The organism is Nisaea nitritireducens, assembly GCF_014904795.1.
GTDB classification, from domain to species: Bacteria; Pseudomonadota; Alphaproteobacteria; order Thalassobaculales; family Thalassobaculaceae; genus Nisaea; species Nisaea nitritireducens.
Window position 1 is genome coordinate 21269 of record NZ_JACZFS010000060.1, and the last position, 25092, is coordinate 46360.

The following is a 25092-nucleotide window of genomic DNA, read 5'->3' on the forward strand; positions in this document are numbered from 1 at the left end:
ATGCGCATTCTGAAGATTTCCCTGTTGTCTCTCCTCGGGCTGCTCGTTGTCCTCGCGGGCGGCGCTGCGGTCTATCTGACGTCCCTCGATGAAGAGGATGTTAAGCAGATCGTCGCGGAACAGGTCCAGAAGGCCACGGGCCGCGCCCTGACGATTTCCGGTCCCCTGACCTACGAGCTGTCCTGGACCCCCAGAATCCGGGTCGAGGATGTCCGTTTCCAGAATGCGGACTGGGCAGGCGAGCAGGACATGGTCTCGGTCGGGACCCTGGAGCTGGATCTCGATCTCAACAGGCTGTTCGACGGCATTGTGATCGTCGAGAGACTATTCCTCGAACATGCCAAGGTGAACCTGCTGCGGGAAGCCGATGGCCGGGCGAACTGGCTGCTCGGCGGCGATGAGGCGGGCGACGACAAGGACGACGAGTCCGGCCCGTCCCGCAGCAGCATCTTCCCGGTTATCGAAAGCGTCACCCTGATTGACGTTGATGTGGTCTACAGCGACAAGCTCGAGGGGCAGGAGCATCGCGTCGATATCGATTCTGTCGATCTGGATGCGCCGGATCTCGACAATCCGGTCGAGGCTATCGTGAAAATGTCCATCGACGGCAAGCGTATCGATGTTGCCGGAACCCTGCCGCCAGCCGTGGCGCTCGGCGACGCTTCCGCTCCGCAGCCTTTCGACATCAGTGGCGAGGCCATGGGCCAGCCGCTCCGCGTTGCCGGCAAGCTGCTGTTTGCTTACGAGGATGGCGTGCCTGCGAACATCGCGGTGCAGGGACTCGAGGCCAGACTGTTTTCCTCGGATGTCTCGGGCGATCTGAAGCTCGATACGGCCGGCCGTATCCCAAGCCTTTCGGGCAATCTGAAATCGCAACTTATCGATCTGCGATCGATCGAAGCACTGGCCGGTCCCGACCGCGACGTCAGGAATACTGGCGGTGGGGCGGCGACGGGGAATATCCGTAACGTCCTGGATGATGGGATTTCGGTGGAGTGGCTGGAGCAGGCCGATGTTGCTCTAACACTGAACATCAAGGCTCTCAAATCGAGCGCTGCCGAAGCTTCGGACATTGCGCTGACTGTCGCCCTGAAGGATGGAAAGCTGTCGGTCTCGCCGTTCTGGGCGGTCTATGCGGGCTCGCCGATCAAGTTGCGGGCTGAGGTAGAGAAAGACGGCCGTGCCCTGGTGGCTGCGGTTGATCTCTCCATCAAGGGCGCCGATTTCGATCGGCTCGCCGGCACGGCCGTCAATACGGCGGGCCTTGAGGCAGGAGGCGACTTGAGCGTTTCCGTGAAGACATCAGGCAAGACCGTGGGCGAGCTGATGGCGGGCGCCACAGTCAATGCCAAAGCGGCACTTCCGCTGGTCCGTTACACTGACCCGGACGGTCCGGACGCCGGGCGGGACGTCAGCATTTCCAAGCTCGACATTCAGTTTGACGCCAGCGGAACCGACCCGGAAGCCGTACTGAAACTGGTAGAGAACGTCGCCGATATCGGTCTCGATACGCCGCTGAAACATATAGTCCTGAAAGGTATTTCCGGTGAGGCCCATATCCGGGCCGCCGAAGTTACAACGGCGCAGGACAAGGTGCGGGATCTCGATATCGCGGTCAGCCTGCAGGACGAGGTGTTGTCGGTCTCCATCCCGGAAATGATGCTGGCAAGGGCAAAACTGTCCGCCTCTGCGCGGGTCGAGCCGTCCGGCATGCGTACCAAGATTTCCTCCCGGCTGGTCTGGAAGAACATCGATGTCGGCGTTGCCGCAGAACGTTTCGGTGTCGACGGCAAAGCGTCGGGACGGGCGGATGTCGATATCGACCTTTCCGGCAAGGGGCGCACCATCGCTTCCATGCTGTCTTCGGTGGACGGTACCTTCGCCATCCAACTGGACAAGGTGCGCTACGCGGGGACATCCGCCGATCCTGATGAACGGGTGGAAATCGATACTCTGTCCCTGAAAGCCACCTCCATGGCGGAACCTTTCGAGGGCCGTATCGTCGGGCGTCTCGGCAAGCGCGGCGTTGACATTGTGGGCCGCTTCCCGTCGATCAAGGCGTTGGTGGATCAGGGGCAGGCTCTTCCGTTCGATTTCAATGGAACGGCGGTTGGCGAGAAAGTGGCGATCAAGGGCGCATTGACGCTGGTTCAGGCCGACGAGCGGTTCACCAGTTTCACGCTCTCCGGCCTGGATGCCCGTATCGGGCGCTCCGATCTGACCGGTTCCGTCAAACTCGGGCTGGAAGGTGAGCGGCCGAAGGCGTCCATCGATCTGGCCAGCACGCTTCTCGATCTGGAGCCTTATCTCGACGATGGGAACGGGGTACCTGCCGGTAAGCCGTCGGAGAAGGTGAAGGCGGATGTGCCGTCCGACGAGGCGCTGGACAAGCCGTTTCCCGTGGAAGTTCTGGACCGGATGGACGGGACCTTCAAGCTGTCCGCCGGCGAGTTCCGTCTTCCGGGGCTGGTCGTTACGGGCCTGAAGCTGAATGCCGCCCTTCAGGACAGGGTGCTTACCGTCTATCCGTCCGAAGGCGTCTTCAACGAGGGGCAGGTCAATCTCGAGGCCAAGGTCGATGGCAGCAAGGCCCCGCTGACGGACTTCGCTCTGGACGGCACCTGGACCAATGCACATTTCGGCGGTGTCCTGCGCGAGTATTTCGACACGACCATTTTCCAGGGCTACGGAAATTCTTCGGCGAAACTCGTGGCTTCGGGCCGCACCCCTCGTGAGGCAATGGACACGGTGAACGGCCATGTCGCGCTCTATTTGAAGGACGGCACTATTTCGAACACCTATTGGGAGCTGATCGCCGCTGATCTGGTGACCAGTCTGCTGCCATCCATCGGCAAGACGGCTGACAAGGAAGCCAAGCTGAACTGCATGGCGACACGTTTCGACATCTCTGAAGGCATAGCGAAATCCACCGTCTTTCTGGTCGATAGTGCGCGGGTGACAGTCGGCGGGGCGGGTACTGTGGATCTCCGCGATGAGAAGGTCGATTTCCTGCTGCACCCGAAGCCGAAGGATTTCAGCTTGGTCAGCCTGGCGACCCCGATCCGGATTTCCGGCCCGCTGGCCGATCCGACCATACTGCCCGACGTGGCGGGCGCTGCGAAAACGGCGGTGCTCGGTGCCGGGGCCGTGGCTCTCACGGCGATCAATCCGCTTGCGCTTGTGCTGCCCCTGATTTCCTCCGGCGAGACGGAAGACCCTTGCCCGGCGGCGCTGGCACTGGCAGAAGGCAAGAGCCCGGAAGAAGCGGCGGCAATCGGCAAGGCGTCGAACAAGAGCTCCGGCAAGAACGGTGGTGCCGTCGAGACCGGCAAAGATGTTCTGAAACTGCCCGGCAAGGCGGTCGACGGTCTGTTCGGCGGGATCAAAAAAGTCTTGGAGTAAGTGCGTGAAACGGTTCTACAAGGCGGCCTCGATCGGGGCGGCGGAAGGCGGCTATCAGGTTCTGCTCGATGATCGTCCGGTCCGCACTCCGGCGAAAGCGCCTCTGCTGCTGCCGGGTGAAGATCTCGCAGCGGAAATCGCATCCGAATGGAATGCCCAGGAGGAGAAAATTCTCCCGGACTCCATGCCTTTCATGTCGCTGGCCGCAACCGGGATCGACCGGGTGACGCCGCAACGCGATGCGGTCATTGAGCAGATCGTCGCTTATGGCGGCTCCGATCTGGTCTGCTACCGGGCGGAAGATCCCGACGATCTCGTGATCCGGCAGGCCAAGTCCTGGCAGCCGCTGCTGGACTGGTGCCGGGAGCGATTCGGCGCCGAGCTTGCCGTCACTGCCGGGATCATGCCCCTGACCCAGAGTGAAGAGGCTCTTGCCGCACTGCGTGGTGGGATTGCCGATCACAATGATCTGGTCCTCTCAGGGCTCTATCAGCTGACAACCGGTTTCGGCTCGCTCGTCATCGCGCTGTCCGTTCTGGAAGGCCGCATCGAGGCGGAAAAAGGCATCGAATACGCACTGCTGGACGAGCTGTTCCAGGCCGAGCGCTGGGGCGAGGACTGGGAAGCGACGGCCCGCCGCAAGGCGATGGCAACGGACATGACGAACGCCGCCCGTTTCATTACTTTCTGCCGGGTTTGACGCACCGCGCGGGCTGCGCCTATCGTGGCGCGGTTCAGGGAGATTAGACGTATGCAGGAAATCATTGAGCGGCTCGGGGAAATGCGCGATGCAGCGCGTGCGGGCGGTGGCGAGAAGCGGGTCGCGGCGCAGCATGCCAAAGGCAAGCTGACAGCGCGGGAACGCATCGAGGTCTTGCTCGACGAAGGCTCGTTCGAGGAATGGGATATGTTCGTCGAGCATCGCTGCACCGATTTCGGCATGGCCGAGAACAAGGTGCCGGGCGATGGCGTGGTGACCGGCTACGGCACCGTGAACGGCCGGATGATTTTCGTCTTCAGCCAGGATTTCACCGTCTTCGGCGGCTCTCTCTCGGAAGCCCATGCGGAGAAGATCTGCAAGCTGATGGATCAGGCCATGAAGGTCGGTGCGCCGGTTATCGGGCTGAATGACAGCGGTGGGGCCCGCATCCAGGAAGGCGTCGCCTCCCTCGGCGGTTATGCCGAAGTGTTCCAGCGCAACGTACTCGCCTCGGGCGTGGTGCCGCAGATTTCCATGATCATGGGCCCGTGCGCCGGCGGGGCCGTCTATTCCCCGGCCATGACCGACTTCATCTTCATGGTGAAGGACAGCTCCTACATGTTCGTCACCGGCCCGGACGTGGTGAAGACTGTGACGCATGAGACCGTGACCCAGGAAGAACTGGGCGGCGCGGTCACGCATTCCACCAAGTCCGGCGTTGCCGACCTGGCGTTCGAGAACGATGTCGAGGCGCTGCTGCAGCTCCGCCGCTTTATCGACTTCCTGCCGCTGAACAATCGGGAAAAGCCGCCGGTGCGGCCGACCGCCGATACGATGGACCGGCCGGAAATCTCGCTCGACACGCTGGTGCCGAGCAATCCGAACAAGCCTTACGACATGAAGGAGCTGATCGAGAAGGTCGTCGACGAGGGCGATTTCTTCGAGATCCAGCCGAACTATGCCGGCAACATCATCGTCGGTTTCGCCCGGATGATGGGCTCGACGGTGGGCATCGTCGCCAACCAGCCGATGGTGCTGGCCGGCTGCCTTGATATCGAAAGCTCGAAGAAGGCGGCGCGCTTCGTCCGCTTCTGCGACTGCTTCAACATTCCGATCGTCACCTTCGTCGACGTGCCGGGCTTCCTGCCGGGCACCTCGCAGGAGTTCAACGGCATCATCAAGCACGGAGCCAAGCTGCTCTATGCTTATGCCGAAGCCACGGTGCCGAAAATCACGGTGATCACCCGCAAGGCTTATGGCGGCGCCTATGACGTCATGAGCTCCAAGCATCTGCGCGGCGATCTGAACTTCGCCTGGCCGACGGCGGAAATCGCCGTGATGGGGCCGAAAGGCGCGGTGGAGATCATCTTCCGGGGCGATCTCGGCGACGAGGAGAAAATCGCCGAACGGACCGAGGAATACCGCCAGAAATTCGCCAATCCCTTTGTGGCCGGTGCGCGCGGTTATATCGACGATGTCATCCTGCCGCACAACACGCGGCGGCGGATCTGCCGGGGCCTCTCGATGCTGAAGAACAAACAGCTCGAAAATCCCTGGAAGAAGCACGACAACATTCCTCTCTAACCTTCTTCTCGGACGGCAAACAAGATGCGTGTGGTTTATACGGACGGGCATGCGGCGCATGCCCCGAAACGGTTCATTACGCGGGGCGCCATCGTGCAAAGCCCGGAGCGGCCGGAACGGGCGGAAATCCTGTTCAAGGCGGCAACGGAAGCCGGGCATGATCTGATCCCGGCCAAGCAGCACGGTGCCGGCCCGGCGGCCAGGATTCACGATGCGGGCTATCTCGACTTTCTGGAGAACGCCTGGGAGCGCTGGTGCGCATTGCCGGACCATGCGGACGAGATCATCCCGAACGTGCATTCCGGCCGCAACATGTCACAGCCGCCGCAGCATATCGTGGCCCAGTCAGGCCATTATCAGGCGGACACGGCCTGCCCGATCGGCGCAGGCACCTGGGAAGGGGCTCTGGCCTCCTCGGACGTCGCAGTGACCGGCGCGGACATGCTGGCTCAGGATCTCGACGGTGGGAACAGCGGCGCCTATCTCTACGCCCTCTGCCGCCCTCCGGGGCACCATGCCTACGCGGATCAGGCAGGCGGTTTCTGCTTCCTCAATAATTCCGCCATCGCGGCCCAGCGTCTGCGCGACCGGGGAGCGGCAAAGGTCGCGATCCTCGACGTGGATGTGCATCACGGTAACGGCACGCAGGGCATCTTCTATGAGCGCGGCGATGTGCTGACCGTTTCCCTGCATGGCGATCCGGCGACCTACTACCCGTTCTTCACCGGTTTCGGCAACGAGACGGGAGAGGGCGACGGTGCCGGCTGCAATTTGAATTACCCGTTGCCGCAGGGCACCGGAGACGATGCCTATATGGAAATCCTCGCCGACGCCCTCGAAACCATGGCGACCTTCAAGCCGGATGTGCTCGTCGTCGCCCTCGGTCTCGACGCCTCCGAAGCCGACCCGCTGGCTTTCTGCAAGGTCACCACGGACGGCTTTCGCCGCATGGGCCGCACAATTTCGGAAGCCGGATATCCGAGCCTGCTGGTGCAGGAAGGCGGTTACATCTCCGATCAGCTCGGCGCCAATCTGGCGGCATTCCTGAACGGGTTTGAGGGCGTGCGCTCCTAAGAAATCGGCGCCGCCTTGATTTCCCGCAATAATTTCCGCCGGATTGCCTGGATGTAGTCCTCGTAGTCCGCTGCGGTGATGACGAAAGCGCCGGGGCCGGTGATAACGGTTTCCTCGAAATAACCGCCGAGATCCAGCACCTGATTCTGGATCGCCAGCCCGTTGACGGTGACGCGGGCATTGCTGGCGATCTCACGGCCCTCCTGCATCAACCGGCCCGAATTGTTGAAGCCGTCTCCTGAAATATCGATCACCTGGCGCTGTCCGGCGAAGCCGTTCACGGCGAACAGGGGCACACTGTAGGCGATGGCGGCCGAGATCGAGGTCGCGCCAGTATCGACCATGCGGGCCGAGGAGGCGATGTCTGCGGCGAAGGCTTCGGCGCTTTCGACGCTGTTGATCAGACGCCAGGGAATGTTGACCGCCTGGCGGTCGACGCTGGACCATTCGATAAGGGTTACCGCGATGGCCTGGAAGGCGCCGTTTTTGATGGCCTGCTGCACGTCCGGATCGTTAAAGGCAAGGGCGAGACCGCGCAGCTGCAGGTCGAATTCATTGCGATCAACGCTGGCGGAGGAATCAATGGCGAGCACCAGTTCGACATCGACCGGGTATTCGCTCTGGGCAACGGAAGACGGCCCGAGGCAGAAAAGAAACAGGCCCAGAACCGCCTTCAGAAATCTCAAACCGTCACCCTGATCGCCACGTTGGTCGCCGCGTTCGAACTGATTCTTCAGCGCCGCTCCATGAGCCGCGCCTCGTTCCATGATGGGTCAAGGCCGGACCCGTCCGCAACGGGGACGTCGCGCAGTTCGCGGAAAAGTTTCCGGAAGATGGCGTTTCGGTAGTCCTCGTAATCTTTCGCCACTTCGGTAAAAGCCCTGTCGCCGCCGATCACCCGGTCCTCGAAATAGATGTCGAGATTGGGAAACTCATTCCGGATTGCCAGTCCGTTGATTGTGATGCCGCGGGCCAGCACCTGGGCGCGGGCGATATGAATGTCGAGGCCCTGATTGTTCTCGCCGTCCGCCGACATGTCTATCACCCGGCGGAACCCCTCCATGCCGTTCCCGTTGAAGCTGTTGGCGGCGAAAAGCAGCGCGTTTGCTATCGAGGTTGCGCCGGTGCCGATGGTGCGCGGCATCGCCTCGATCTCGTTTGCCAGATTGTTCGCGTCGGCGGGACCGGTCAGCAGGCGCCAATGCACCGCGACATTCTGGAAACGCTCGCTCGACCACTGGATGATGGAGATCCCGATGGCGCCCTCGACACCGTTCTGGATGGCGTCCTGGATCATCGGATCGCGGAAGGCGTTGGCCATGCCGGAAACCTGGAGGGCGAATTCCTCGTCATCCACACTGGAAGAACAGTCGATGGCCAGAACCAGCTCTATATCGACCGGGATGTCGGCCGCGCCGACGCGCGGTAGAGAGCAAACAAACACGAGGATAAAACAAACGAGACGAAGCATGGTCCACCAAAGCCTTCCTGCCGGGCAGCTATCCTTGCAGGTCTTTGTGAAAAATCCGTGTCTATGCCGCCTTAATGCGACGAAATCGCGGTGCTGTCCGTGAAATCGTGGTCCTCTTCATCCCTGAACTCGTCGAAATAGGGATCGGAAAAGGCATCTCCGTCGAGCGGATAGACCACCTCGGGACGATAGATCGGCCCGTCCCGGTGCAGGAAACTGCGGTAAAGCGTGAAGGACCCGATCGGGAACGGCCCGGCGCTGAACGGGCTCGCCTCGCAGATGAGTTCGTTCACCCCGTCGAGCGGCGCGTCCTTGAACCGGGCCAGAGTCACATGTGGTCTGAATTTCCGCGTTTCACGCGCCACGCCTGCCGAATCGAGGGCGGTGTCGATCTTGCGCTGCAGATGGAGCAACTCTTCGCTGGCGAGGACACGGGCCCACAATGCGCGGACCTTGCCCTTGGTCTCGAAGCAGCCGAAACCGTCAAGTTCGAGGTCGAAGCCCGGCTCGCGGACGCGGTCCAGTCGTTCGGCGATGTCGTCCATCGCCCGGTTATCGACTTCGCCGATAAATCTCAATGTCAGGTGAAAGTTTTCTTCCGCGACCCAACGGGCGCCGGGAAAACCGCGGCGCAGCCGGGAGAGTGCGGCGCGGACATGGTCGGGTAGCGCGAGCGCGACGAACAACCTGTTCATACATAATTGGCTATCACGCTCGCGCAGGCTGTCAAGGACAGGGATTTGAGTACAGCTGGTTAACCTTTTCGATCTCTTCCAGAAGGGCTTCCGGAAGCACCATTTCAGCAGTGTCTATATTGCTTTCCAGCTGCTTCATCGTCGTCGCGCCGATGATGTTCGAGGTGGTGAACTGGCGGGTGTTAACGAATGTGTTGGCGAGGTCCGCAGGCGCGAATCCGTACTCTTTGGCGAGCTTGGCATAGGCGATCGTGGCTTCCTCGGCATTCGGCTTCAGATAGCGTGAGAAATTACCCGGGAACAGCGTCATGCGGGCGCCTTCAGGCTGGGCGCCGTCGAGATACTTGCCGCTGAGCACACCGCCGGCGATGGGCGAGTAGGCAAGCAGCCCGCAATTCTCGCGGATCGCCACTTCGGCCAGACCGACCTCGAAGCTGCGGTTCAGCAGATTGTAGGGATTCTGCACCGAAACAGGGCGCGGCAGGCCCATGGCATCGGACAACGCGATGCATTTCATCGTGCCCCAGGGCGTCTCGTTGGAAAGGCCGATATGCCGGATCTTGCCTTCCTTGATCAGGTCGGCCAGCACGCCGAGGGTCTCTTCCAGCGGTGTCCAGTCCTGCTCCTCGGCATGCACATAGTTGAGCTTGCCGAAAGTGTTGGTGGAACGCTCCGGCCAGTGCAGCTGGTAGAGGTCGATATAGTCCGTCTGCAGCCGCTTCAGGCTGGCATCGACCGCAGCCGTAATGTGCTCGCGGTTGAACTTGGGATTGCCGTCGCGGACATGGGCGAAGCGCTCGCCCGGGCCGACCACCTTGGTCGCCAGGATCACCTTGTCCCGCTTGCCGCTGGCCTTGACCCAGGTGCCGATGACTTCCTCTGTCCGGCCGTAGGTCTCGGCGCGGGGCGGCACGGAATACATTTCCGCCGTGTCGAAGAAATTGACGCCGCGCTCCAGCGCGTAGTCCATCTGCTCATGGCCCTCGGCTTCGCTGTTCTGCTCGCCATAGGTCATGGTTCCGAGGCAGATCACACTGACGCGCAGGTCCGTTCGTCCGAGCGGGCGGTATTCCATTGGCAGCTCACTTCCGTTGATTGGCAGATAGGCGATTGGCTCACGGGCGATAGATAGCCGGGCAGGCAGGGCCCGAAGGCGCGGAGTTTAAGCGCGGGGCGCGTCCGGGATCAACGGGCGGCTGTCTTGCTTTTCGAGATAAGCTCTTTCACGCGCGGCATGATGCGTTTGACGATGATGGCAACGCCCTCCCTGGTCGGGTGGATGCCGTCCTTTTGATTGAGCGCCGGGTCGCCGACGACGCCGTCGAGGAAAAACGGATAGAACAGGGTTTCGTGTTTCTCAGCCAGTTCCCGGAAAACCGCCTCGAACTCTGCGCCATATTCCTGGCCGAGATTGGGCGGCGCCAGCATGCCCGCGAGCAGAACCGGCAGGCCTTTTTCATCGAGGGCGGTCAGAATGGCGTCGAGATTGCGTCTGGTTTCCGCCGGCTCCAGCCCGCGCAGACCGTCATTCGCGCCAAGCTCCAGGATCACCGCGTGCGGATTGGAGGCAAGTGCCCAGTCCAGCCGGGCCCGTCCGCCTGCACTGGTATCGCCGGACACACCGGCATTCACCACTTCGGCGTCGATACCCGTCGCCCGCAACGCGGTTTGCAACTGGTCGGGAAAACCATCGCCCGGGGGCAATCCATACCCCGCCATCAGGCTGTCACCGAGGCCGAGGATGCGGATTTCAGCATGTGCCGCTGTGCCGAGAGTGAGGAAAATCAACAATAACGCCGGGAAGACAACCGCGGCACAGCGGCGGAAAGCACGGCTGACAGCGTTGCAATGCACCATGGTAACCCTATATGGCGGAGGTGCGCATAATTCCGGGGCGTCTGGCGATGCCGGACTCCGCCGCTGTTTAATCTGGGAAGACTCACTCATGGCATTGATCCGACTGTCCGACTTGCACCTTAACCTGAGGAGCGGGGCGGGCGAGGTCAATATCCTCCGCGGAATTGATCTTGAGGTGACTGCCGGCGAGACGGTCAGCATCGTCGGGCCGTCCGGTGCGGGAAAATCGACCCTGATGATGGTGATGGGCGGTTTGGAGCAGGCCAGCTCCGGCAGCGTCTCCGTCGCGGACCACAACCTCTCCGCCATGAGCGAGGATGCGCTCGCCGTGTTCCGCCGCGACACGGTGGGGATCGTCTTCCAGGCCTTCCGTCTGGTGCCGACCATGACGGCGCTGGAGAATGTGGCCATACCGCTTGAGCTGGCGGGCTCCCGCGATGCCTTTGCTGTGGCAGAAGAGAGCCTCGCCAAGGTAGGACTGGCGCACCGGGTGACGCACTACCCGGACCAGCTTTCCGGAGGCGAGCAGCAGCGCGTGGCCATTGCCCGCGCCTTCGTCACCCGGCCGAAACTGTTGCTGGCGGACGAGCCGACGGGAAATCTCGACGGTGCTACCGGCGACACCATCATGGAACTGCTTTTTGAGTTGAGCGAGACCCACGGCACTACCCTGGTGCTGATCACCCATGACATGGCACTGGCCGAACATTGCAGTCGGGTCATCTCCATGGCCGACGGCAAGATCGTGGGGGATACCAGACGCACGGCATGCGGTGAGGTCGCCCAACCGGATGACGGTGCGGCAGCCGAGCGGCAGAGCGCCTGATGCGAAATTTCTTCATTGCCCTGACGATTGCCCGCCGGGAGCTGCGCGGAGCCGCTTCGTCCTTTCGCGTGTTCCTGGCCTGCCTCGCCCTTGGCGTGGCGGCGATGGCCGGTGTCGGCTCCGTTTCCTCGGCCATGATGGCCGGGGTCGAGCGGGACGCCCGGGAGATCCTCGGCGGCGATATCGAGATCCGCTACACCCACCGCGAGGCGGCACCTGAACAGATCGACTGGTTCCACCAGTCCGGCACCGTGGCCGAAACCGTCGAGATGCGCGCCATGGCCCGCAAGACGGATGCGGACCGGCGCACTCTGGTCGAGCTGAAGGCGGTGAGCGACGCCTACCCAATGTTTGGCTCCCTCGATCTGCAAAAAGGTGGCGCCATCCAGACGGAACTGGCGCTGCGCGACGGTACCTACGGCGCGGTGGTGGATGAGGCTCTAGCGACCCGGCTTGAGCTTGTGCCGGGTGATCGCCTGAAGATCGGCGAGGCCGTCTTCGAGGTCCGCGATGTCATCGCGAAAGAGCCGGACCGGGCCGTCAGCTTTGCCTCCTTCGGGCCGCGCGTGATGATCCCGGCGGCTTCCCTGCCGGACACGGGTCTGGTCCAGCGCGGCAGCCTGATCCGCTTCCACTACCTGATCGCCCTGAAACAGGGCATCAAGGGAGCCGACTGGATCGAGCAGACCAACAAGAAATTCCCTGACGCGGGCTGGCGGATACGCGGCGTCGACCGCGCTGCCCCGGGGTTCGACCGTTTCATCAACCGGGTGACGCAATTCCTGACCCTTGTCGGGCTGACGGCGCTTCTGGTCGGCGGTGTGGGCATTGCCAATGCGGTGCGGGCCTTCCTCGACCGGCGGATGGCAACCATCGCTACCCTGAAATGCCTCGGCGCCACGACCGGAACCGTTTTCACCGCCTATTTCATCCAGATTCTTGCGGTCGCCACCGTGGGGATCGGCGCCGGGCTTGTCATCGGCGCGCTGGCACCATTGGTCGCGGGCACGCTGATCAGCGGCATGCTGCCGTTCGAGGTACCGGGCGGGCTTTACTGGAAGCCGCTGCTGACCGCGGGTGCCTTCGGCTACCTGACCACCGTCGCCTTCTCGCTCTGGCCGCTCGGCCGGGCCGGGGCTGTGCGTGCGGCGCAGCTTTTCCGCGCCCTGATCGTGCCTCCGTCCGGACGGCCTGCCGGTAAATACATCGTTGCCAGTGCGATCAGCGCCCTGATCCTGGCCGGGTTGGCTGTAGTTGCGACGGACGATCCGAAACTGGCGAGCGGGTTTATCGCCGGGGCGGTGGGTGTTCTGCTGCTGTTCGGCGGTGGAGCCCAGCTTATCGTTCGGGGCGCCCGCATGATACCGACGCCGAAACGCCCGGACCTGCGGCTGGCCATTGCCAACCTGCACCGGCCCGGCGCGCCGACCGCCAGCGTGATCCTTTCCCTCGGGCTTGGTCTTACCGTGCTGGTGGCCATCGCCTTGATCGAGGCCAACCTGTCGCGGCAGTTGAAAGAGCAGATTCCGGAAATCGCGCCGTCCTATTTCTTCATCGATATTCAGCCGCACCAGGTTGACGGCTTTATCGAGACGGTGGAGAGCGTGCCCGGCATCACCAAGATGGAACGCACGCCGCTGGTGCGCGGCCGGATCGTGCAGATTGCGGGGGTGCCTGTCGCGGAGCGCAAGGTCGATCCAGACGTGCAATGGACTATCAACGGCGATCGCGGCCTGACCTATGCCGCCACGCCGCCACCCGGCACCGATCTGGTCGAGGGTGAGTGGTGGGCGGAGGATTATAGCGGGCCGCCGCTGCTGTCCTTCGACGCGGAAATCGCGCGCGGCTACGGCATCGGTGTCGGCGATACCATCACGCTGAACGTGCTGGGGCGCGAGATCACCGCGACGGTGCATAACCTGCGGAATATCGAGTGGCAGTCGCTCGGGATGAATTTCGTCTTCGTCTTTGCACCCGGCACGCTGGAGGCGGCGCCACACAGCATCATCTCGACGGTTTATGCCGAGACACCGGGGGCCGAAGAGGCGGTGCAGCGGGCGGTCACAGACCGGTTCGCCAATGTCTCCGCCATCCGGGTGAAGGATGCGCTGGAGAATGCCGGGCGGATCATGGACGCGGTCGGTATCGCTATCCGGATCACCGCATCGGTGACGCTGCTGGCCGGTGTGCTGGTGCTGGCGGGCGCTGTCATCTCGGGTCATCAGCGCCGGATCTACGACGCTGTGGTGTTGAAGGTGCTGGGGGCGACCCGGCGCAAGGTGCTGACTGCCTATGTCATGGAATACGGCCTGCTCGGCCTAGCCACATCTCTGGTCGCGGCCCTGATCGGCACGGTCATAGGCTATGTCGTCATCACCCAGCTGATGCGGGGCGATTTCGCCTTCGATGCGCCGTCTGTGGTGCTGACGGCGGCCTTCTCGACGGCGATCACCATCACGCTCGGCCTGATCGGCACCTGGAGTGCTCTGTCACAGAAAGCGGCACCGCTGCTGCGGAACGAATAACGGACGGACCGCCAATAGGCGGTCCGCTGGTTCTTTCGGGAATATGGATCGGCCTCAGGCGACCGACAGCTTCACATCGATATTGTTCCGTGTGGCGTTCGAGTACGGGCAGACCTGGTGGGCTTTCTCGATCAGATCCTGGACCGCGTCCTTGTCCGCGCCGGGAACGGAAACGGCGAGCGATACCTCAAGCCCGAACCCGCCTTCCGCGCGCGGGCCGATGCCAACTTCGGAGGAGACGGTGGTGTCCGGCGTGATCTTCACCGAAGAGTCTCCCTGGGAGGCGACGAACTTCATGGCGCCGAGGAAGCAGGCGGCATAGCCCGCTGCGAAAAGCTGTTCCGGATTGTTACCTGCGCCGCCCGCGCCGCCGAGTTCCTTCGGGGTCGAGAGCGTGACGTCGAGCGCGCCGTCGCTGGTTTTTGCCTGGCCGTCCCGGCCGCCGGTTGCGGTGGCGCCGATGGTGTAGAGGACATTCACTGACATGATTAGGCTCCTTGAAGTGCGGCGATAAATATATCGTGCACGATATAAATAATGCTCATGTCGATAGCGTCAAGGGCTTGCGATTAAATCGTGTGCGATTAAATTTCTCCTGAACCTCTCTGGAGAAATCCATGACGGACTCGCATTCGGAAAAGCACCAGCCGCCTCATCTGGACGACTTTCTGTGTTTCGCCCTCTACAAGGCGCATCACGCCATGAACCGGTTCTACAAGCCGCTTCTGGGAGAGCTCGGGCTGACCTATCCGCAATATCTGGTGCTGGTGGCCCTGTGGGAGCAGGACGATCAGAGCGTCGGTCAGCTTGGTGAGCTGCTGCATCTTGAATCGAACACCCTGACGCCTTTGCTGAAGCGGCTTGAAGGTGCGGGGCTGGTGCGCCGCCGCCGTGCCGCCAACGACGAACGCCAGGTGCAGGTTTCCCTCATGCCGGAGGGGCGGGAGCTGAAGCAGAAGTCCTGGGACGTCGCGGCCTGCCTGTTCGAGACCATCGGCATGAGCCGGGAGGATATTGGCACCCTGGTCGAGGATCTGAATGGTGTCACCGGTGCCGTGGTTGCCGGGCGGGGCAGATAACTTGCCTCTGCCTTTTTGTCGGCTAAATCATGGCTATGATGGGTTGTCCTGACAAAGGAGCCATAGATGAAGACTCTACCGTCGCTAGCCGTACTTCTTGGCCTCTCCATGGCCGTCGCCGCCGGACCTGCAAGGGCCGCCGAAGAGCCGCCTGCAGACACGATCGAGCGCGGAGCGCAGATGGTGCTCGACGGCCTGCGCGCTTTCTTTTCCTCGATCCCGCAATACGAGGCACCGGAAGTCCTGCCGAACGGCGACATTATCATCCGCCGGGTCAATCCGAAGGGCGGGCAGCCGGACAAGCATGACGGCGACGAGAGTGACGACAAGGGCCTGAAGCTCTGAGCCAATCCCTTGCGTAAGCATCCGCTTACAAGGCTTCTCATAAGCGAAAAGCGCATTCCGTAACGGTATGTCATGCGCCATCTGCAGATCACCGGCGGCAATCATGTTGTCGGACAATCTGAAGATTGGAGACAGTCATGAAGAAGCTGATGCTCGGTGTCTGCGCTGCGGCGCTCATCGCCATTCCCCTGGTTGGTTACAGCGTTGCCGGAACCGACAGCAAATCCGGCGAGCGGCTGTCGGATGCACAGGTCCGGACCCTGCTCGAAAAGCAGGGCTACGAAATCATCCGGTTGGAACACGACGACGATGAGATCGAGGTCTATGTGAAACGCGATGGTGTGACGTGGGAGCTGGAACTCGATCCGGTGACCGGTAAGACCCTCGAACAGGAGCGCAAGGACTGATGGACGGGAGCCGCCCGGTGCCCCTACGGCTCTGGGACCCGGTCGTCCGCATCACACACTGGACCGTCGCGGTCTGCGTCCTGCTGAATTTCACTGTCGTTTCGGAACATTCGGAGCTGCATGAATGGCTCGGTTATGTGGCGCTCGCGATGGTCGTGTTGCGGATGATCTGGGGCGTCGTCGGAGCCCGGCGCGCCCGGTTCTCTTCCTTTCCGCCCAGCTTGACGGCCGCGCGGGATCATGCCCGGACCATGTTCAGTCCCAGCGGGCTCAGTCCCGGCAGGCATGGGCATGGAGAAGCAAACCGGTCCCACAATCCTCTGGGCGCGCTGATGGTCTATGGGCTGTGGGGCATGTTGTTCGCGGTTGCCGGAACGGGCATCCTGCTGGAAAATTTCGGTGAGGCCAGCCAGATTGGCGAGGTTGCCGAAGAGGTGCATGAGGTTACGGCAAATCTCCTGGTTCTCATGGCCGCCTTGCATGTCGGCGGTGTATTGCTGGAATCGAGACTTTCCGGGATCAATCTGATCCGGCAAATGACATGGAGCCGGCGCGGCAAATCCGGACCTGTGTGAGGGGGCATTCTTGGGCGACACTGATTCAAAAGCCAGATTGCGGCGGCGAGTCTATGGGCTCGCCGCCGTTCTTGTTCTGCAGTCCGTTTGCGCGGTGTTCTTTGTCGGCGACGCGATCAGGGATCTGCACTTCTCCGGCTTGTCCGGGCACGATGTGCTGGAGGCGGCTGTTGCTGTCGCACTTGTGTCCGGCATCGTCTTCGGTGCGCTTGAAATGCGCCGGACGATCGAGCAGGCGGAGCGGGCGGAAGAAGCGGTGACGATTGCGTCCGGCGCGCTTGGTACGATGATCGGAGAGCATTTCAAGCACTGGCAACTGACAGCTGCCGAAGCAAACGTTGCTATGCTCGCCATCAAGGGGTTCGAGATTGCGGAAATCGCGGAGATCCGAAGGACGGCGGCAAGCACTGTCAGGGCCCAGCTCACCCGTATCTATGCCAAGGCCGGGGTGACCAGCCGCTCCCAACTGGTCAGCCTGTTCATTGACGATCTGCTCGGCGGCCCGTTGCCAGGGATGGAGGCGACGGAAGAAACCTCTTCGGCCGAGCGTTAACCGAGATCTGCGATTGTGGCGCCGGTGGCGTCACGAAGCGCGGTGCCAGTGATCTCGAATACCGCGTTCGGCGCACCGGCCGCCGCCCAGACTGTTCCGAAGCCGAGCAAAGTCTCGTCCATCCAGGTCGCGACCGGGGTCAGATGTCCGAGCGGGGAGACACCGCCGATGGCGAAACCGGTGATCTCACGGACTTCCTTCGGATCGGCCCGTTCCAGCGGCTCGCCAACCAGCGCCGCCGCCTTATCCAGATCCACCTGATTGGCGCCGGAGACCAGCAGCAGCTTCAGCGCGCCCGTCTCGCCTCCCTTGAAGATCAGTGACTTCACGATCTGCGCGACGTCGCAGCCGCAGGCGGCAGCGGCTTCGGCAGCGGTCCGTGTCGAGTCCGGCATACGCAGGATCTCGACGGTCAGCCCGGCCGCCTCGGCGGCTGCTTTCACACGATTGACGCTCTTGCTCATGGGGGTCCGTCTTTCAGGAGGGGGGCAAGAGAGGAGTGGAGCGCAGGCGCGGAGGAGTCGTCAATCGCCAATCGTCACCCGATGGCAGGGGCTCATGTCTCTCTATCGGCCGAGCGGAAATGGGCGGGCTATTCAACCGGAGCTGAAAATGAATATAGAACGAGCCCCGCAACAGAGATTGCGGGGCTCGTTCACATTAATCTGAAATCAGATGATCAAGAAGTCTGCCGCACTGAGATCACTCGGCGCGACACCGATTAGGGTCACAGTGTTGTCCCCACCGAGCGAGATCACCGCATCTCCATTTTCGGTCTCGGTGGCCCATGACAGCAGTTCCTGGGCGTTTTCGGGGCCATCGCCGGCATCACCCTCGACATCAATTGAGTCCCACGCGATGACATCACCGTTGTCCGGGTCGAAATCATAGACCGTGTCCTGACCGGACTGGCCTGCGAACACGAACGTGTCGGCGCCAGCTCCGCCGGTTAGCTGATCATCATTGCGGCCACCGTTTACTACGTCGTTGCCGTCGCCGCCGTTGATCGTGTCGTTGTCCCGCCCGCCATGCAGCCAATCATTTCCAGCGCCACCATCCAGCGCGTCATCTCCAAGGTTGCCAAAGGCATAATCGTCGCCGTTCCCGCTGTGGACGGTATCGTTGTCTTGTCCCCCGAAGAGAACATCAAACGCATCATCTCCGTCGAGGCGATCAGAGCCAATCTTGCCGTGGATGATGTCATCGTCGGCTTCGCCATACAGGCCGTCATGACCTTCGTGCCCTTCCAGATGGTCATCATCCAGGTCGCCGTAGTCATCATCATGGTCATCGTCGTCGCTATCATGAAGATCGTCCTGATGATTATCGTCATCGTCATCATCATCATCATGGTCGTCGTCGTCGCTATCATGAAGATCGTCCTGATGATTATCGTCATCATGGTCATCGTCGTCGCTATCATGATGATTATCGTCATCATCATGGGCGAGTGCTGCGAACAACTTTTCATTCCAGTCGTCAATGAGTTCGTCGAAGCTAGCCATTGGTTTCTCCTCGGCTCCATTCGCGACTAGAGTCGCCGCATAGCGAGCAACACTCGCACGCAAACCTGACGTGAACCTGACAGCTTTGAACAAAACGGTTGGGTTACTAAAAGCGGATGATAGCCTCGAACCCGTCATGGCGTCCGGTCGCCGGGGACCGGAGTTCGAGCGTTCCGCCAGCCTGCTCCACGATCGTCTTCACGATCGCGAGCCCGAGGCCGCTGCCTTCGGATCTGGAACGGCCGCGGGAAAACCGGTCCGTCAGGTGAGACAACTTCTCACCGGGAACGACTGCGCCTTCGTTGATCACCCGAATAGAACGGTCTTTCCCGATCAGCACGATCACCGTGCAATCCTTCATGCCGTGAACCAGGGCATTTTCAATCAGGTTCCGGAGGGCAATCGCGAGCGCATCGAGATCGGTCTCTACAACATCCTGGCCTTCTTCGTCGGTCTCATTGACGAGCTTCACCAGCCCTGCATAGGGTGTCTTGCGGTCGAATTCATCCACGAGATACTGCGCGACATAACCGAGTTTCATCGGCTCGCGTTTCAAGGCCACCCCGGCTTCTGCTCTTGAAAGCTGCAGCAGCTTCTCGACCAGGCCACCAAGCTCACGAAGGATTTCTTCGATCCGGATAACCCGATCCGTTGCCGGATGCTGCTGAAGGTCAGCCTTGAGGCGGGATACCTGCGCCAAGGCAGAGGCCACAGGTGTGCGCAGCTCATGGGCGCTGCTTGAGGCAAAGGCGCGTTCTGCCTGCAGTGATTTCTGCAAGCGTTCCAGCAACCGATTTACATCTTCCACGATCGGGCTCAGTTCCTGCGGGAGTGACTCATCGCCGATAGGCGCTGTGTTGCTGCCTCCGCGAGAAGCGATCGACGCTCGTACGCTTGTTATCGGGCGTAGCGTTCCCAGAACGAAACAGCGAACGATGAAGGCGGAAAGGGGCAACAACACGAACAAAGGCGCGGTCAGGGTGAGCACCAGATGGAGGAGCGCTTCGTCACGGTGATCAAGGGCTTCGGCGACCTGGATGAAGACGTCCTGACCGGCGCTCGGCTCGGTATAGATGCGCCAGCCATTCCGGTTCGCGTAGCCTGGGGTCAGGGGTGTCTGGAAAGCCTGCTGAGGTGCATCGTGCGAACGGATGAGCACACGGCCGTCGGATGCCCTGATCTGGTATATGAGATATTCTTCATGCTCTGCGACAACGATCTCTTCGCGGATCTCGCGCGACCATTCCACGGGTTCGCCTCGCTCCCTCAGGTCTTCGACCGCAAGTGGCAGCAAGCGCTGCGCGGTTTCCTGAAGTGCGCTGTCGAATACTTCGTTGAATTCATACCGGATAACAAACGCGGAAATCACTGCCGCCGCGATCCAGAGGAGCGCGATAGCCGCACTCAGGCGGACAGTCAATCGCTGCGTAAGGCTCCATCGTGCCATATTCAGATCACCAGTTTGTAGCCCACGCCCCGTTGTGTGTTGATCAACTCGGCGCCGAGCTTTTTCCTTAAACGGCTGATATGCACCTCCACCGCGTTGCTTTCGACTTCCTCGCCGAACTCGTAGAGCGCTTCCTCAAACTTTTCCTTCGATATGACTGTGCCGGGCCGGCGTGAGAGCAGATCGAGTATCGCCCATTCCCGCCGCGTGAGAGCAATTTCCTCACCGTTCTTTCGAACCAGCTTTGCCGTAATATCGACCGAGACGTCACCGAAATCGACAACCTGCTTCAGATTTCCAACATAACGTCTGATCACCGCATGAATGCGCGCCGACAGCTCTTCCAGATCGAAGGGTTTTACAAGGTAATCGTCCGCACCGGCGTTAAGGCCTGCGATCCGATCGCTGATCTGGTCCTGTGCGGTAAGGATGAGCACAGGGCAGCTACTACCCCGCTCACGCATGGACTTGAGCAGATCAATGCCATTTCCGTCCGGCAGATTAAGATCCAGAAGCAAGAGCTCGTAGTCAGTTGCGACAGCCGCCGCGTCTGCATCGGCCAGCGTCTGCACCCAGTCGACGGCATGGCTCTCGCTTCGAAGCTGCTCCTGGACAGCCGCGCCGAGATGATGCTCATCCTCAATCAGGAGTATGCGCACGCAAAGCCTCTCTCAACTGGTCGCGACGACATGCTGTTCCGTCAATGCCGAACACCATCCGGCAATGCCGCTTGAAATGCAAATATCCGGGCTCGTGGTGCAACACGCGGCACTTAGGAGCCGATTGGCTTGGGCCGCTTCCGGAACGGGCTGCTAGGAGGGTTCCGGCTAAAGGATGGCGTGACGAAGCGATTGAAGCGCGGGCGACCGGAAGTCGTCAATTAAGAGATCAGCCCCGATGAGTGCAGCTGGATCGCCCGGGCCGGTAATTGCGACTGAAAAGACACGGGCGCCGATTAGCGCGGTCAGCCCGCTTGGCGAATCCTCGAACCCGATTGCCGCCTCTGCCGCGCAGCCGATGCGAGACAGGCCTTCCAGATAAGGTCCCGGGTCCGGTTTACCCAAGGGCACTTCTTCCGCGACAACGATTGCGTCGAAGCGGTCCGCGAGGCCAAGGGCACGCAGCATCAGATCCGCATTCGCCCTCGGTGCGTTGGTTACAACGGCGGTTTTCAGACTGTGCTCGGCGGCCCAGTCCAGAAGCTCGGTCAGTCCTGGCATTCTGTCCAGCTGGACGACGCTGTCCCGGAACAGCTGTTCCTTCAGATCGACATAGTCTCGGCCTTTGCCTTCGGGATCGTCGGGAAACAGAAAGTGCCGGGTGTCGTCATTGGCGCCGCCATGCAGGTGCGCTTCATAGTCGGGCCGGGAAATCTGCCGGCCGAATGTCGCGAGAGCGGCGTTGGTCGCGTCGACATGCAGTTCGGCGGTGTCCACCAGCGTGCCGTCGAGATCGAACAGCAACGCATCGAGACGGAGAGGGACGGGGCGCTTGCCCGTCCCCGGCAGGATACTGCCTTGCACCGCTTACTCAGCCGCGTCCTGATAGGCCTCAATCGGCGGGCAGGAACAGATCAGGTGTTTGTCGCCATAAGCCTGATCGATCCGGGCGACCGGCGGCCAGTATTTGTTGCTTCGCAGGCTGTCGACCGGGAAGGCGCCCTGGGCGCGGGAATACTTCCGGTCCCAGTCGTCCGCCATCAGATCGCCCGCCGTGTGCGGGGCATGGGCCAGCGGGCTCTCGTCGCGGGTGAGCTTGCCTTCCTCTATATCGCGGATTTCCTGCCGGATGGCGATCATCGCCGCGCAGAAGCGTTCGAGTTCGGCCAGAGGCTCGCTCTCGGTCGGCTCGATCATCAGCGTCCCCGGCACGGGGAAGGACATGGTGGGGGCGTGAAAGCCGTAATCCATCAGCCGCTTTGCGACATCGTCGACGGTAACGCCGGTTTCGTCCTTCAGCGGGCGCAGATCGATAATGCATTCGTGCGCAACCAGCCCATTCTTGCCCTTGTAGAGCACCGGGAAATGCTCTTCGAGGCGCTGCGCCAGATAGTTGGCGGAGAGGATCGCGACCTCGGTCGCTTTCTTCAGGCCGTTGGCGCCCATCAGCTCGATATAGCTCCAGGAGATCGGCAGGATGCCGGCGCTGCCGTATGGCGCGGCGCTGACCGGGCCGATGGCGGTTTCCTGGGCGTTCATGTTGCGGTGGCCCGGCAGGAAGGGCGCCAGATGCGCACCGACGCCGATCGGGCCGACACCGGGGCCGCCGCCGCCATGCGGGATGCAGAAGGTCTTGTGCAGGTTCAGGTGGCTGACGTCGGAGCCGAACTGGCCCGGCTTGCAGACACCGACCATGGCATTGAGGTTGGCGCCGTCCATATAGACCTGCCCGCCATGTTCGTGGATCAGATCGCAGATCTCGGTGACAGTCTCCTCGAACACGCCATGGGTCGAGGGATAGGTGATCATCAGGGCGGCGAGATTGCTGCTGTGCTGCTCGACCTTGGCCTTCAGATCGGCCATGTCGACATTGCCGTCATCGTCGCATTTCACGACCACGACCTTCATGCCCGCCATCGCGGCTGACGCCGGGTTGGTGCCGTGCGCGGAGCTCGGGATCAGGCAGATATTGCGATGCCCTTCGCCCCGGCTGGCGTGATAGGCGCTGATCACCAGCAGGCCGGCATATTCGCCCTGGCTGCCGGCATTCGGCTGCAGGGAGACGGCGGCATAGCCGGTGATCTCGGCCAGCATCCGCTCCAGCTCCGAGATCATCAGATGATAGCCCTCGACCTGATCGCGGGGGGCAAAGGGATGAATGTCGGAGAAAGAAGCCCAGGTGACGGGAATCATCTCGGTCGTCGCGTTCAGCTTCATGGTGCAGGAGCCGAGCGGGATCATCGAGCGATCCAGCGCCACATCCTTGTCCGCGAGGCGGCGCAGATAGCGCAGCATTTCGGTTTCTGAATGGTATTGGTTGAAGGCCGGATGGGTGAGGAATTCCGAGCTGCGTTCCAGCTTCGCCGGAATGGCGTCCGGGGTGCGATCGGCGACGGCTTCGTAGGTCAGCTCCTTCATGCTGTCGAAAGCCATCATTGCCCAGAGCCGTTCGACCAGCTCGCGGGTGCAGGTCTCGTCCAGCGAGATGCCGACACTGTTCTCGAAGATGCGCAGATTGACGCCTTCGATGCGGGCGGCCTCCGTGACGGAGCCGGTCCAGTCGTCCGTCTGCACGATAATGGTATCGAAGAAATTGTCATGCGCGATGGTGTAGCCAAGCTCGCGCAGGCCCTGGGCCAGGATCGCGGTCCGGCGATGCACCCGGCGGCCGATCTTGGTCAGCCCGTCCGGCCCGTGATAGCAGGCATAGGCCGCCGCCATGACGGCGAGCAGGACCTGGGCGGTGCAGATGTTACTGGTCGCTTTCTCGCGGCGGATATGCTGCTCGCGGGTCTGCAGGGCCAGCCGGTAGGCCGGATCGCCGTTCTTGTCGACGGACACGCCGACGATACGGCCCGGGATGGAGCGCTTGTACTCGTCCTTGGTGGCGAAATAGGCCGCGTGCGGGCCGCCGAAGCCGAGCGGCACGCCGAAGCGCTGGCTGGTGCCGATGGCGACATCCGCGCCGAACTCGCCCGGAGGGGTGAGGTGGGTCAGGGCGAGCAGGTCCGCCGCGACCACGGCGAGCGCGCCCTGGGCATGCGCCTTCTCGACGATAGCGGCATAGTCATGTACGGCGCCGTTGGTGTCCGGGTATTGCAGCAGGACGGCGAAGGCGTCTTCCGGCAGCGGCTCGTTCTCATCGCCGACCATGACAGTCAGCCCGGCTGGAGCGGCGCGGGTCTGCAGAATGTCGATGGTCTGCGGATGACAATTCTTTGAGACGAAGAAGACGTTGCCCTTGTTCTTCGAGGCCTTGTGGCAGAAAGCCATGGCCTCCGCTGCCGCAGTGCCCTCGTCGAGCAGGGAGGCATTGGCGATTTCCAGACCGGTCAGATCGCCGATCATGGTCTGGAAGTTCAGCAGCATTTCCAGCCGGCCCTGGCTGATTTCCGGCTGGTACGGCGTATAGGCCGTGTACCAGGCCGGATTTTCCAGGATGTTGCGCTGGATGACGGCCGGCACGCGGGTGCCGTAATAGCCCATGCCGATCAGGGTGCGGTTCACCGTGTTGGTGTTGGCATATTGCCGGAGCTTCTGCAGCACCGCGCTTTCGGTCTGCGCGGGTGGCAGGTCGAGCGGCTCCTTGATGCGGATCTTTGCCGGAACGGCGGCATCGATCAGGGCGCCGAGGTTCTCGTAGCCGAGCGCCTTCAGCATCACTGCCTGATCTTCCGGGCCGGGGCCGATATGACGGCGAATGAACTCTTCGCTTTCTTCCTGTTCGGCGAAGGCCAGCCTGTTGTCCATCATCTCTTCTGCTCCTTGTGGCCCGCAGGCCATTCGTCATCTCGTGCATCAGGCGCCCGAACGGCGCCCGGCCTCAGGCCTCCGCGTGTGCCTTGTAAGCGTCCGCGTCCATCAGGGCGTCGAACTCGGCCTTGTCGGAAATCTTGATCTTGTAGAACCAGGCAGCGCCTTCGGGGTCGCTGTTCACCAGATCCGGCGTGTCGGCCAGTGCCGCATTCGCCTCGACCACTTCACCGGTCACCGGTGCATAAAGCTCGCTCGCGGCTTTCACGGATTCAACGACGGCGGTTTCGTCCCCCTTGGCGACACTCTTGCCGACATCCGGGACTTCCACGAACACGACTTCGCCAAGCTGTTCCTGGGCGAAATCGGTAATACCCACGGTGCCGATCTCGCCGTCGAGATCGATCCACTCATGGTCTTCGGTAAAGCGACGCTCGCTCATATCTGATCCCCTCTGGTGCTTTGTTTTAACGTTTGTAGCCATTCGGGACGAACGGCATTTTGGCGGTTTTGGCGGGCAGGGCTTTGCCCCGAACGACAACATTTACAGCGCTACCGGCGGCTGCGTGTTCGGTGGTGACGTATCCCATGGCCAGCGGTGCTTCGAGGCTCGGCCCGAAGCCGCCACTGGTGAT

At 61.8% G+C, this 25092-nt stretch carries 25 protein-coding genes; 11 read left to right on the forward strand and 14 right to left on the reverse strand.

All coding sequences use genetic code 11. The annotated features are described in order from the left end of the window. The 4 genes from IG629_RS19140 to IG629_RS19155 are packed head-to-tail and all read left to right on the forward strand — an operon-like array spanning nt 1 to nt 6760. Entirely contained in the window at nt 1-3402 is a 3402-nt protein-coding gene (locus IG629_RS19140) for an AsmA family protein (protein WP_193173517.1), read from the forward strand. Nucleotides 3403-3406: 4 nt separating this feature from the next. Further along, entirely contained in the window at nt 3407-4102 is a 696-nt protein-coding gene (locus IG629_RS19145) for an ATP12 family chaperone protein (RefSeq protein ID WP_193173518.1), read from the forward strand. A gap of 51 nt (nt 4103-4153) precedes the next feature. Further along, nucleotides 4154-5686: an acyl-CoA carboxylase subunit beta gene (locus tag IG629_RS19150; protein WP_193173519.1), complete on the forward strand. Its 1533-nt coding sequence runs from the start codon at nt 4154-4156 to the stop codon at nt 5684-5686. A 24-nt stretch (nt 5687-5710) separates the two neighbouring features. Next, entirely contained in the window at nt 5711-6760 is a 1050-nt protein-coding gene (locus IG629_RS19155; protein ID WP_193173520.1) for a histone deacetylase family protein, read from the forward strand. Here the strand turns inward: IG629_RS19155 and IG629_RS19160 are convergent. The 5 genes from IG629_RS19160 to IG629_RS19180 form a co-directional block, all read right to left on the reverse strand. Next, a complete protein-coding gene (locus tag IG629_RS19160; protein WP_193173521.1) occupies nt 6757-7527 on the reverse strand; it encodes a DUF1194 domain-containing protein in 771 nt (256 codons plus the stop codon). The two genes, IG629_RS19155 and IG629_RS19160, sit on opposite strands and share 4 nt — an antisense overlap. After that, nucleotides 7494-8231 (reverse strand): DUF1194 domain-containing protein, encoded by a 738-nt coding sequence (locus IG629_RS19165; protein ID WP_193173522.1) that lies wholly within the window; start codon nt 8229-8231, stop codon nt 7494-7496. Before IG629_RS19165 ends, IG629_RS19160 begins: the two co-directional genes overlap by 34 nt. 71 nt (nt 8232-8302) lie before the next feature. Beyond that, nucleotides 8303-8926 (reverse strand): RNA 2',3'-cyclic phosphodiesterase, encoded by a 624-nt coding sequence (gene thpR, locus IG629_RS19170; protein ID WP_193173523.1) that lies wholly within the window; start codon nt 8924-8926, stop codon nt 8303-8305. A gap of 31 nt (nt 8927-8957) precedes the next feature. Continuing rightward, on the reverse strand, nt 8958-10001 hold the full coding sequence (locus tag IG629_RS19175; RefSeq protein WP_193173524.1) for an NADP(H)-dependent aldo-keto reductase: 1044 nt from the start codon (nt 9999-10001) through the stop codon (nt 8958-8960). Between the two features lie 110 nt (nt 10002-10111). Beyond that, complete coding sequence (locus tag IG629_RS19180) at nt 10112-10714, reverse strand: arylesterase (RefSeq protein ID WP_226886935.1); 603 nt, start codon at nt 10712-10714, stop codon at nt 10112-10114. 157 nt (nt 10715-10871) lie between these two features. Here IG629_RS19180 and IG629_RS19185 point away from each other — a divergent pair, with 157 nt between their 5' ends. Both IG629_RS19185 and IG629_RS19190 read left to right on the forward strand, forming a co-directional pair. Then, nucleotides 10872-11609 carry an ABC transporter ATP-binding protein gene (locus IG629_RS19185; protein WP_193173526.1) on the forward strand — a complete coding sequence of 246 codons (738 nt, stop codon included), beginning with the start codon at nt 10872-10874 and terminating at the stop codon, nt 11607-11609. Then, on the forward strand, nt 11609-14134 hold the full coding sequence (locus IG629_RS19190; protein WP_193173527.1) for an ABC transporter permease: 2526 nt from the start codon (nt 11609-11611) through the stop codon (nt 14132-14134). The genes IG629_RS19185 and IG629_RS19190 overlap by 1 nt, the downstream gene beginning before the upstream one ends. Nucleotides 14135-14188: 54 nt before the next feature. On the opposite strand, the gene IG629_RS19195 is transcribed toward IG629_RS19190, so the two are convergent. Then, a complete protein-coding gene (locus IG629_RS19195) occupies nt 14189-14620 on the reverse strand; it encodes an organic hydroperoxide resistance protein (protein ID WP_226886936.1) in 432 nt (143 codons plus the stop codon). Between the two features lie 131 nt (nt 14621-14751). On the opposite strand from IG629_RS19195, the gene IG629_RS19200 reads away from it, so the two are divergent. The 5 genes from IG629_RS19200 (at nt 14752) to IG629_RS19220 (ending at nt 17093) form a co-directional block, all read left to right on the forward strand. Continuing rightward, a complete protein-coding gene (locus IG629_RS19200; protein WP_193173528.1) occupies nt 14752-15213 on the forward strand; it encodes a MarR family winged helix-turn-helix transcriptional regulator in 462 nt (153 codons plus the stop codon). Between the two features lie 66 nt (nt 15214-15279). After that, nucleotides 15280-15558 (forward strand): hypothetical protein, encoded by a 279-nt coding sequence (locus tag IG629_RS19205; RefSeq protein WP_193173529.1) that lies wholly within the window; start codon nt 15280-15282, stop codon nt 15556-15558. A gap of 137 nt (nt 15559-15695) precedes the next feature. Next, nucleotides 15696-15965 (forward strand): PepSY domain-containing protein, encoded by a 270-nt coding sequence (locus tag IG629_RS19210; protein ID WP_028466817.1) that lies wholly within the window; start codon nt 15696-15698, stop codon nt 15963-15965. After that, the gene (locus IG629_RS19215) at nt 15965-16540 is read left to right on the forward strand and encodes a cytochrome b/b6 domain-containing protein (RefSeq protein ID WP_193173530.1); all 576 of its coding nucleotides are present in this window, start codon (nt 15965-15967) and stop codon (nt 16538-16540) included. The genes IG629_RS19210 and IG629_RS19215 overlap by 1 nt, the downstream gene beginning before the upstream one ends. A gap of 10 nt (nt 16541-16550) precedes the next feature. Next, nucleotides 16551-17093 (forward strand): helix-turn-helix transcriptional regulator, encoded by a 543-nt coding sequence (locus IG629_RS19220; RefSeq protein ID WP_193173531.1) that lies wholly within the window; start codon nt 16551-16553, stop codon nt 17091-17093. On the opposite strand, the gene IG629_RS19225 is transcribed toward IG629_RS19220, so the two are convergent. From IG629_RS19225 to IG629_RS19260, 8 genes are all read right to left on the reverse strand, one after another. Further along, complete coding sequence (locus tag IG629_RS19225) at nt 17090-17557, reverse strand: YbaK/EbsC family protein (RefSeq protein ID WP_193173532.1); 468 nt, start codon at nt 17555-17557, stop codon at nt 17090-17092. The genes IG629_RS19220 and IG629_RS19225 overlap by 4 nt on opposite strands. A gap of 207 nt (nt 17558-17764) precedes the next feature. Further along, the gene (locus IG629_RS19230; RefSeq protein WP_193173533.1) at nt 17765-18598 is read right to left on the reverse strand and encodes a calcium-binding protein; all 834 of its coding nucleotides are present in this window, start codon (nt 18596-18598) and stop codon (nt 17765-17767) included. A 106-nt stretch (nt 18599-18704) separates the two neighbouring features. Beyond that, nucleotides 18705-20018, reverse strand: coding sequence for a sensor histidine kinase (locus IG629_RS19235; RefSeq protein ID WP_193173534.1), 1314 nt, complete (start codon nt 20016-20018; stop codon nt 18705-18707). Nucleotides 20019-20047: 29 nt separating this feature from the next. After that, the gene (locus IG629_RS19240) at nt 20048-20704 is read right to left on the reverse strand and encodes a response regulator (RefSeq protein ID WP_193173535.1); all 657 of its coding nucleotides are present in this window, start codon (nt 20702-20704) and stop codon (nt 20048-20050) included. Between the two features lie 168 nt (nt 20705-20872). Beyond that, nucleotides 20873-21568, reverse strand: coding sequence for an HAD family hydrolase (locus IG629_RS19245; protein WP_319025128.1), 696 nt, complete (start codon nt 21566-21568; stop codon nt 20873-20875). 3 nt (nt 21569-21571) lie between these two features. After that, nucleotides 21572-24457 (reverse strand): aminomethyl-transferring glycine dehydrogenase, encoded by a 2886-nt coding sequence (gene gcvP / locus IG629_RS19250; protein WP_193173536.1) that lies wholly within the window; start codon nt 24455-24457, stop codon nt 21572-21574. 70 nt (nt 24458-24527) lie between these two features. Further along, nucleotides 24528-24899 (reverse strand): glycine cleavage system protein GcvH, encoded by a 372-nt coding sequence (gcvH, locus tag IG629_RS19255; protein WP_193173537.1) that lies wholly within the window; start codon nt 24897-24899, stop codon nt 24528-24530. Nucleotides 24900-24924: 25 nt separating this feature from the next. Next, on the reverse strand, nt 24925-25092 hold the full coding sequence (locus IG629_RS19260; protein ID WP_319025129.1) for a glycine cleavage T C-terminal barrel domain-containing protein: 168 nt from the start codon (nt 25090-25092) through the stop codon (nt 24925-24927).

Bases quoted from the DNA above. Each gene is read 5' to 3' on its own strand.
- IG629_RS19140 (WP_193173517.1), top strand. From the start codon at position 1: ATGCGCATTCTGAAGATTTCCCTGTTGTCTCTCCTCGGGCTGCTCGTT.
- IG629_RS19150 (WP_193173519.1), top strand. From the start codon at position 4,154: ATGCAGGAAATCATTGAGCGGCTCGGGGAAATGCGCGATGCAGCGCGT.
- IG629_RS19155 (WP_193173520.1), top strand. From the start codon at position 5,711: ATGCGTGTGGTTTATACGGACGGGCATGCGGCGCATGCCCCGAAACGG.
- IG629_RS19160 (WP_193173521.1), bottom strand. From the start codon at position 7,527: ATGGAACGAGGCGCGGCTCATGGAGCGGCGCTGAAGAATCAGTTCGAA.
- IG629_RS19165 (WP_193173522.1), bottom strand. From the start codon at position 8,231: ATGCTTCGTCTCGTTTGTTTTATCCTCGTGTTTGTTTGCTCTCTACCG.
- thpR (WP_193173523.1), bottom strand. From the start codon at position 8,926: ATGAACAGGTTGTTCGTCGCGCTCGCGCTACCCGACCATGTCCGCGCC.
- IG629_RS19175 (WP_193173524.1), bottom strand. From the start codon at position 10,001: ATGGAATACCGCCCGCTCGGACGAACGGACCTGCGCGTCAGTGTGATC.
- IG629_RS19185 (WP_193173526.1), top strand. From the start codon at position 10,872: ATGGCATTGATCCGACTGTCCGACTTGCACCTTAACCTGAGGAGCGGG.
- IG629_RS19190 (WP_193173527.1), top strand. From the start codon at position 11,609: ATGCGAAATTTCTTCATTGCCCTGACGATTGCCCGCCGGGAGCTGCGC.
- IG629_RS19195 (WP_226886936.1), bottom strand. From the start codon at position 14,620: ATGTCAGTGAATGTCCTCTACACCATCGGCGCCACCGCAACCGGCGGC.
- IG629_RS19200 (WP_193173528.1), top strand. From the start codon at position 14,752: ATGACGGACTCGCATTCGGAAAAGCACCAGCCGCCTCATCTGGACGAC.
- IG629_RS19205 (WP_193173529.1), top strand. From the start codon at position 15,280: ATGAAGACTCTACCGTCGCTAGCCGTACTTCTTGGCCTCTCCATGGCC.
- IG629_RS19210 (WP_028466817.1), top strand. From the start codon at position 15,696: ATGAAGAAGCTGATGCTCGGTGTCTGCGCTGCGGCGCTCATCGCCATT.
- IG629_RS19215 (WP_193173530.1), top strand. From the start codon at position 15,965: ATGGACGGGAGCCGCCCGGTGCCCCTACGGCTCTGGGACCCGGTCGTC.
- IG629_RS19225 (WP_193173532.1), bottom strand. From the start codon at position 17,557: ATGAGCAAGAGCGTCAATCGTGTGAAAGCAGCCGCCGAGGCGGCCGGG.
- IG629_RS19230 (WP_193173533.1), bottom strand. From the start codon at position 18,598: ATGGCTAGCTTCGACGAACTCATTGACGACTGGAATGAAAAGTTGTTC.
- gcvP (WP_193173536.1), bottom strand. From the start codon at position 24,457: ATGATGGACAACAGGCTGGCCTTCGCCGAACAGGAAGAAAGCGAAGAG.
- gcvH (WP_193173537.1), bottom strand. From the start codon at position 24,899: ATGAGCGAGCGTCGCTTTACCGAAGACCATGAGTGGATCGATCTCGAC.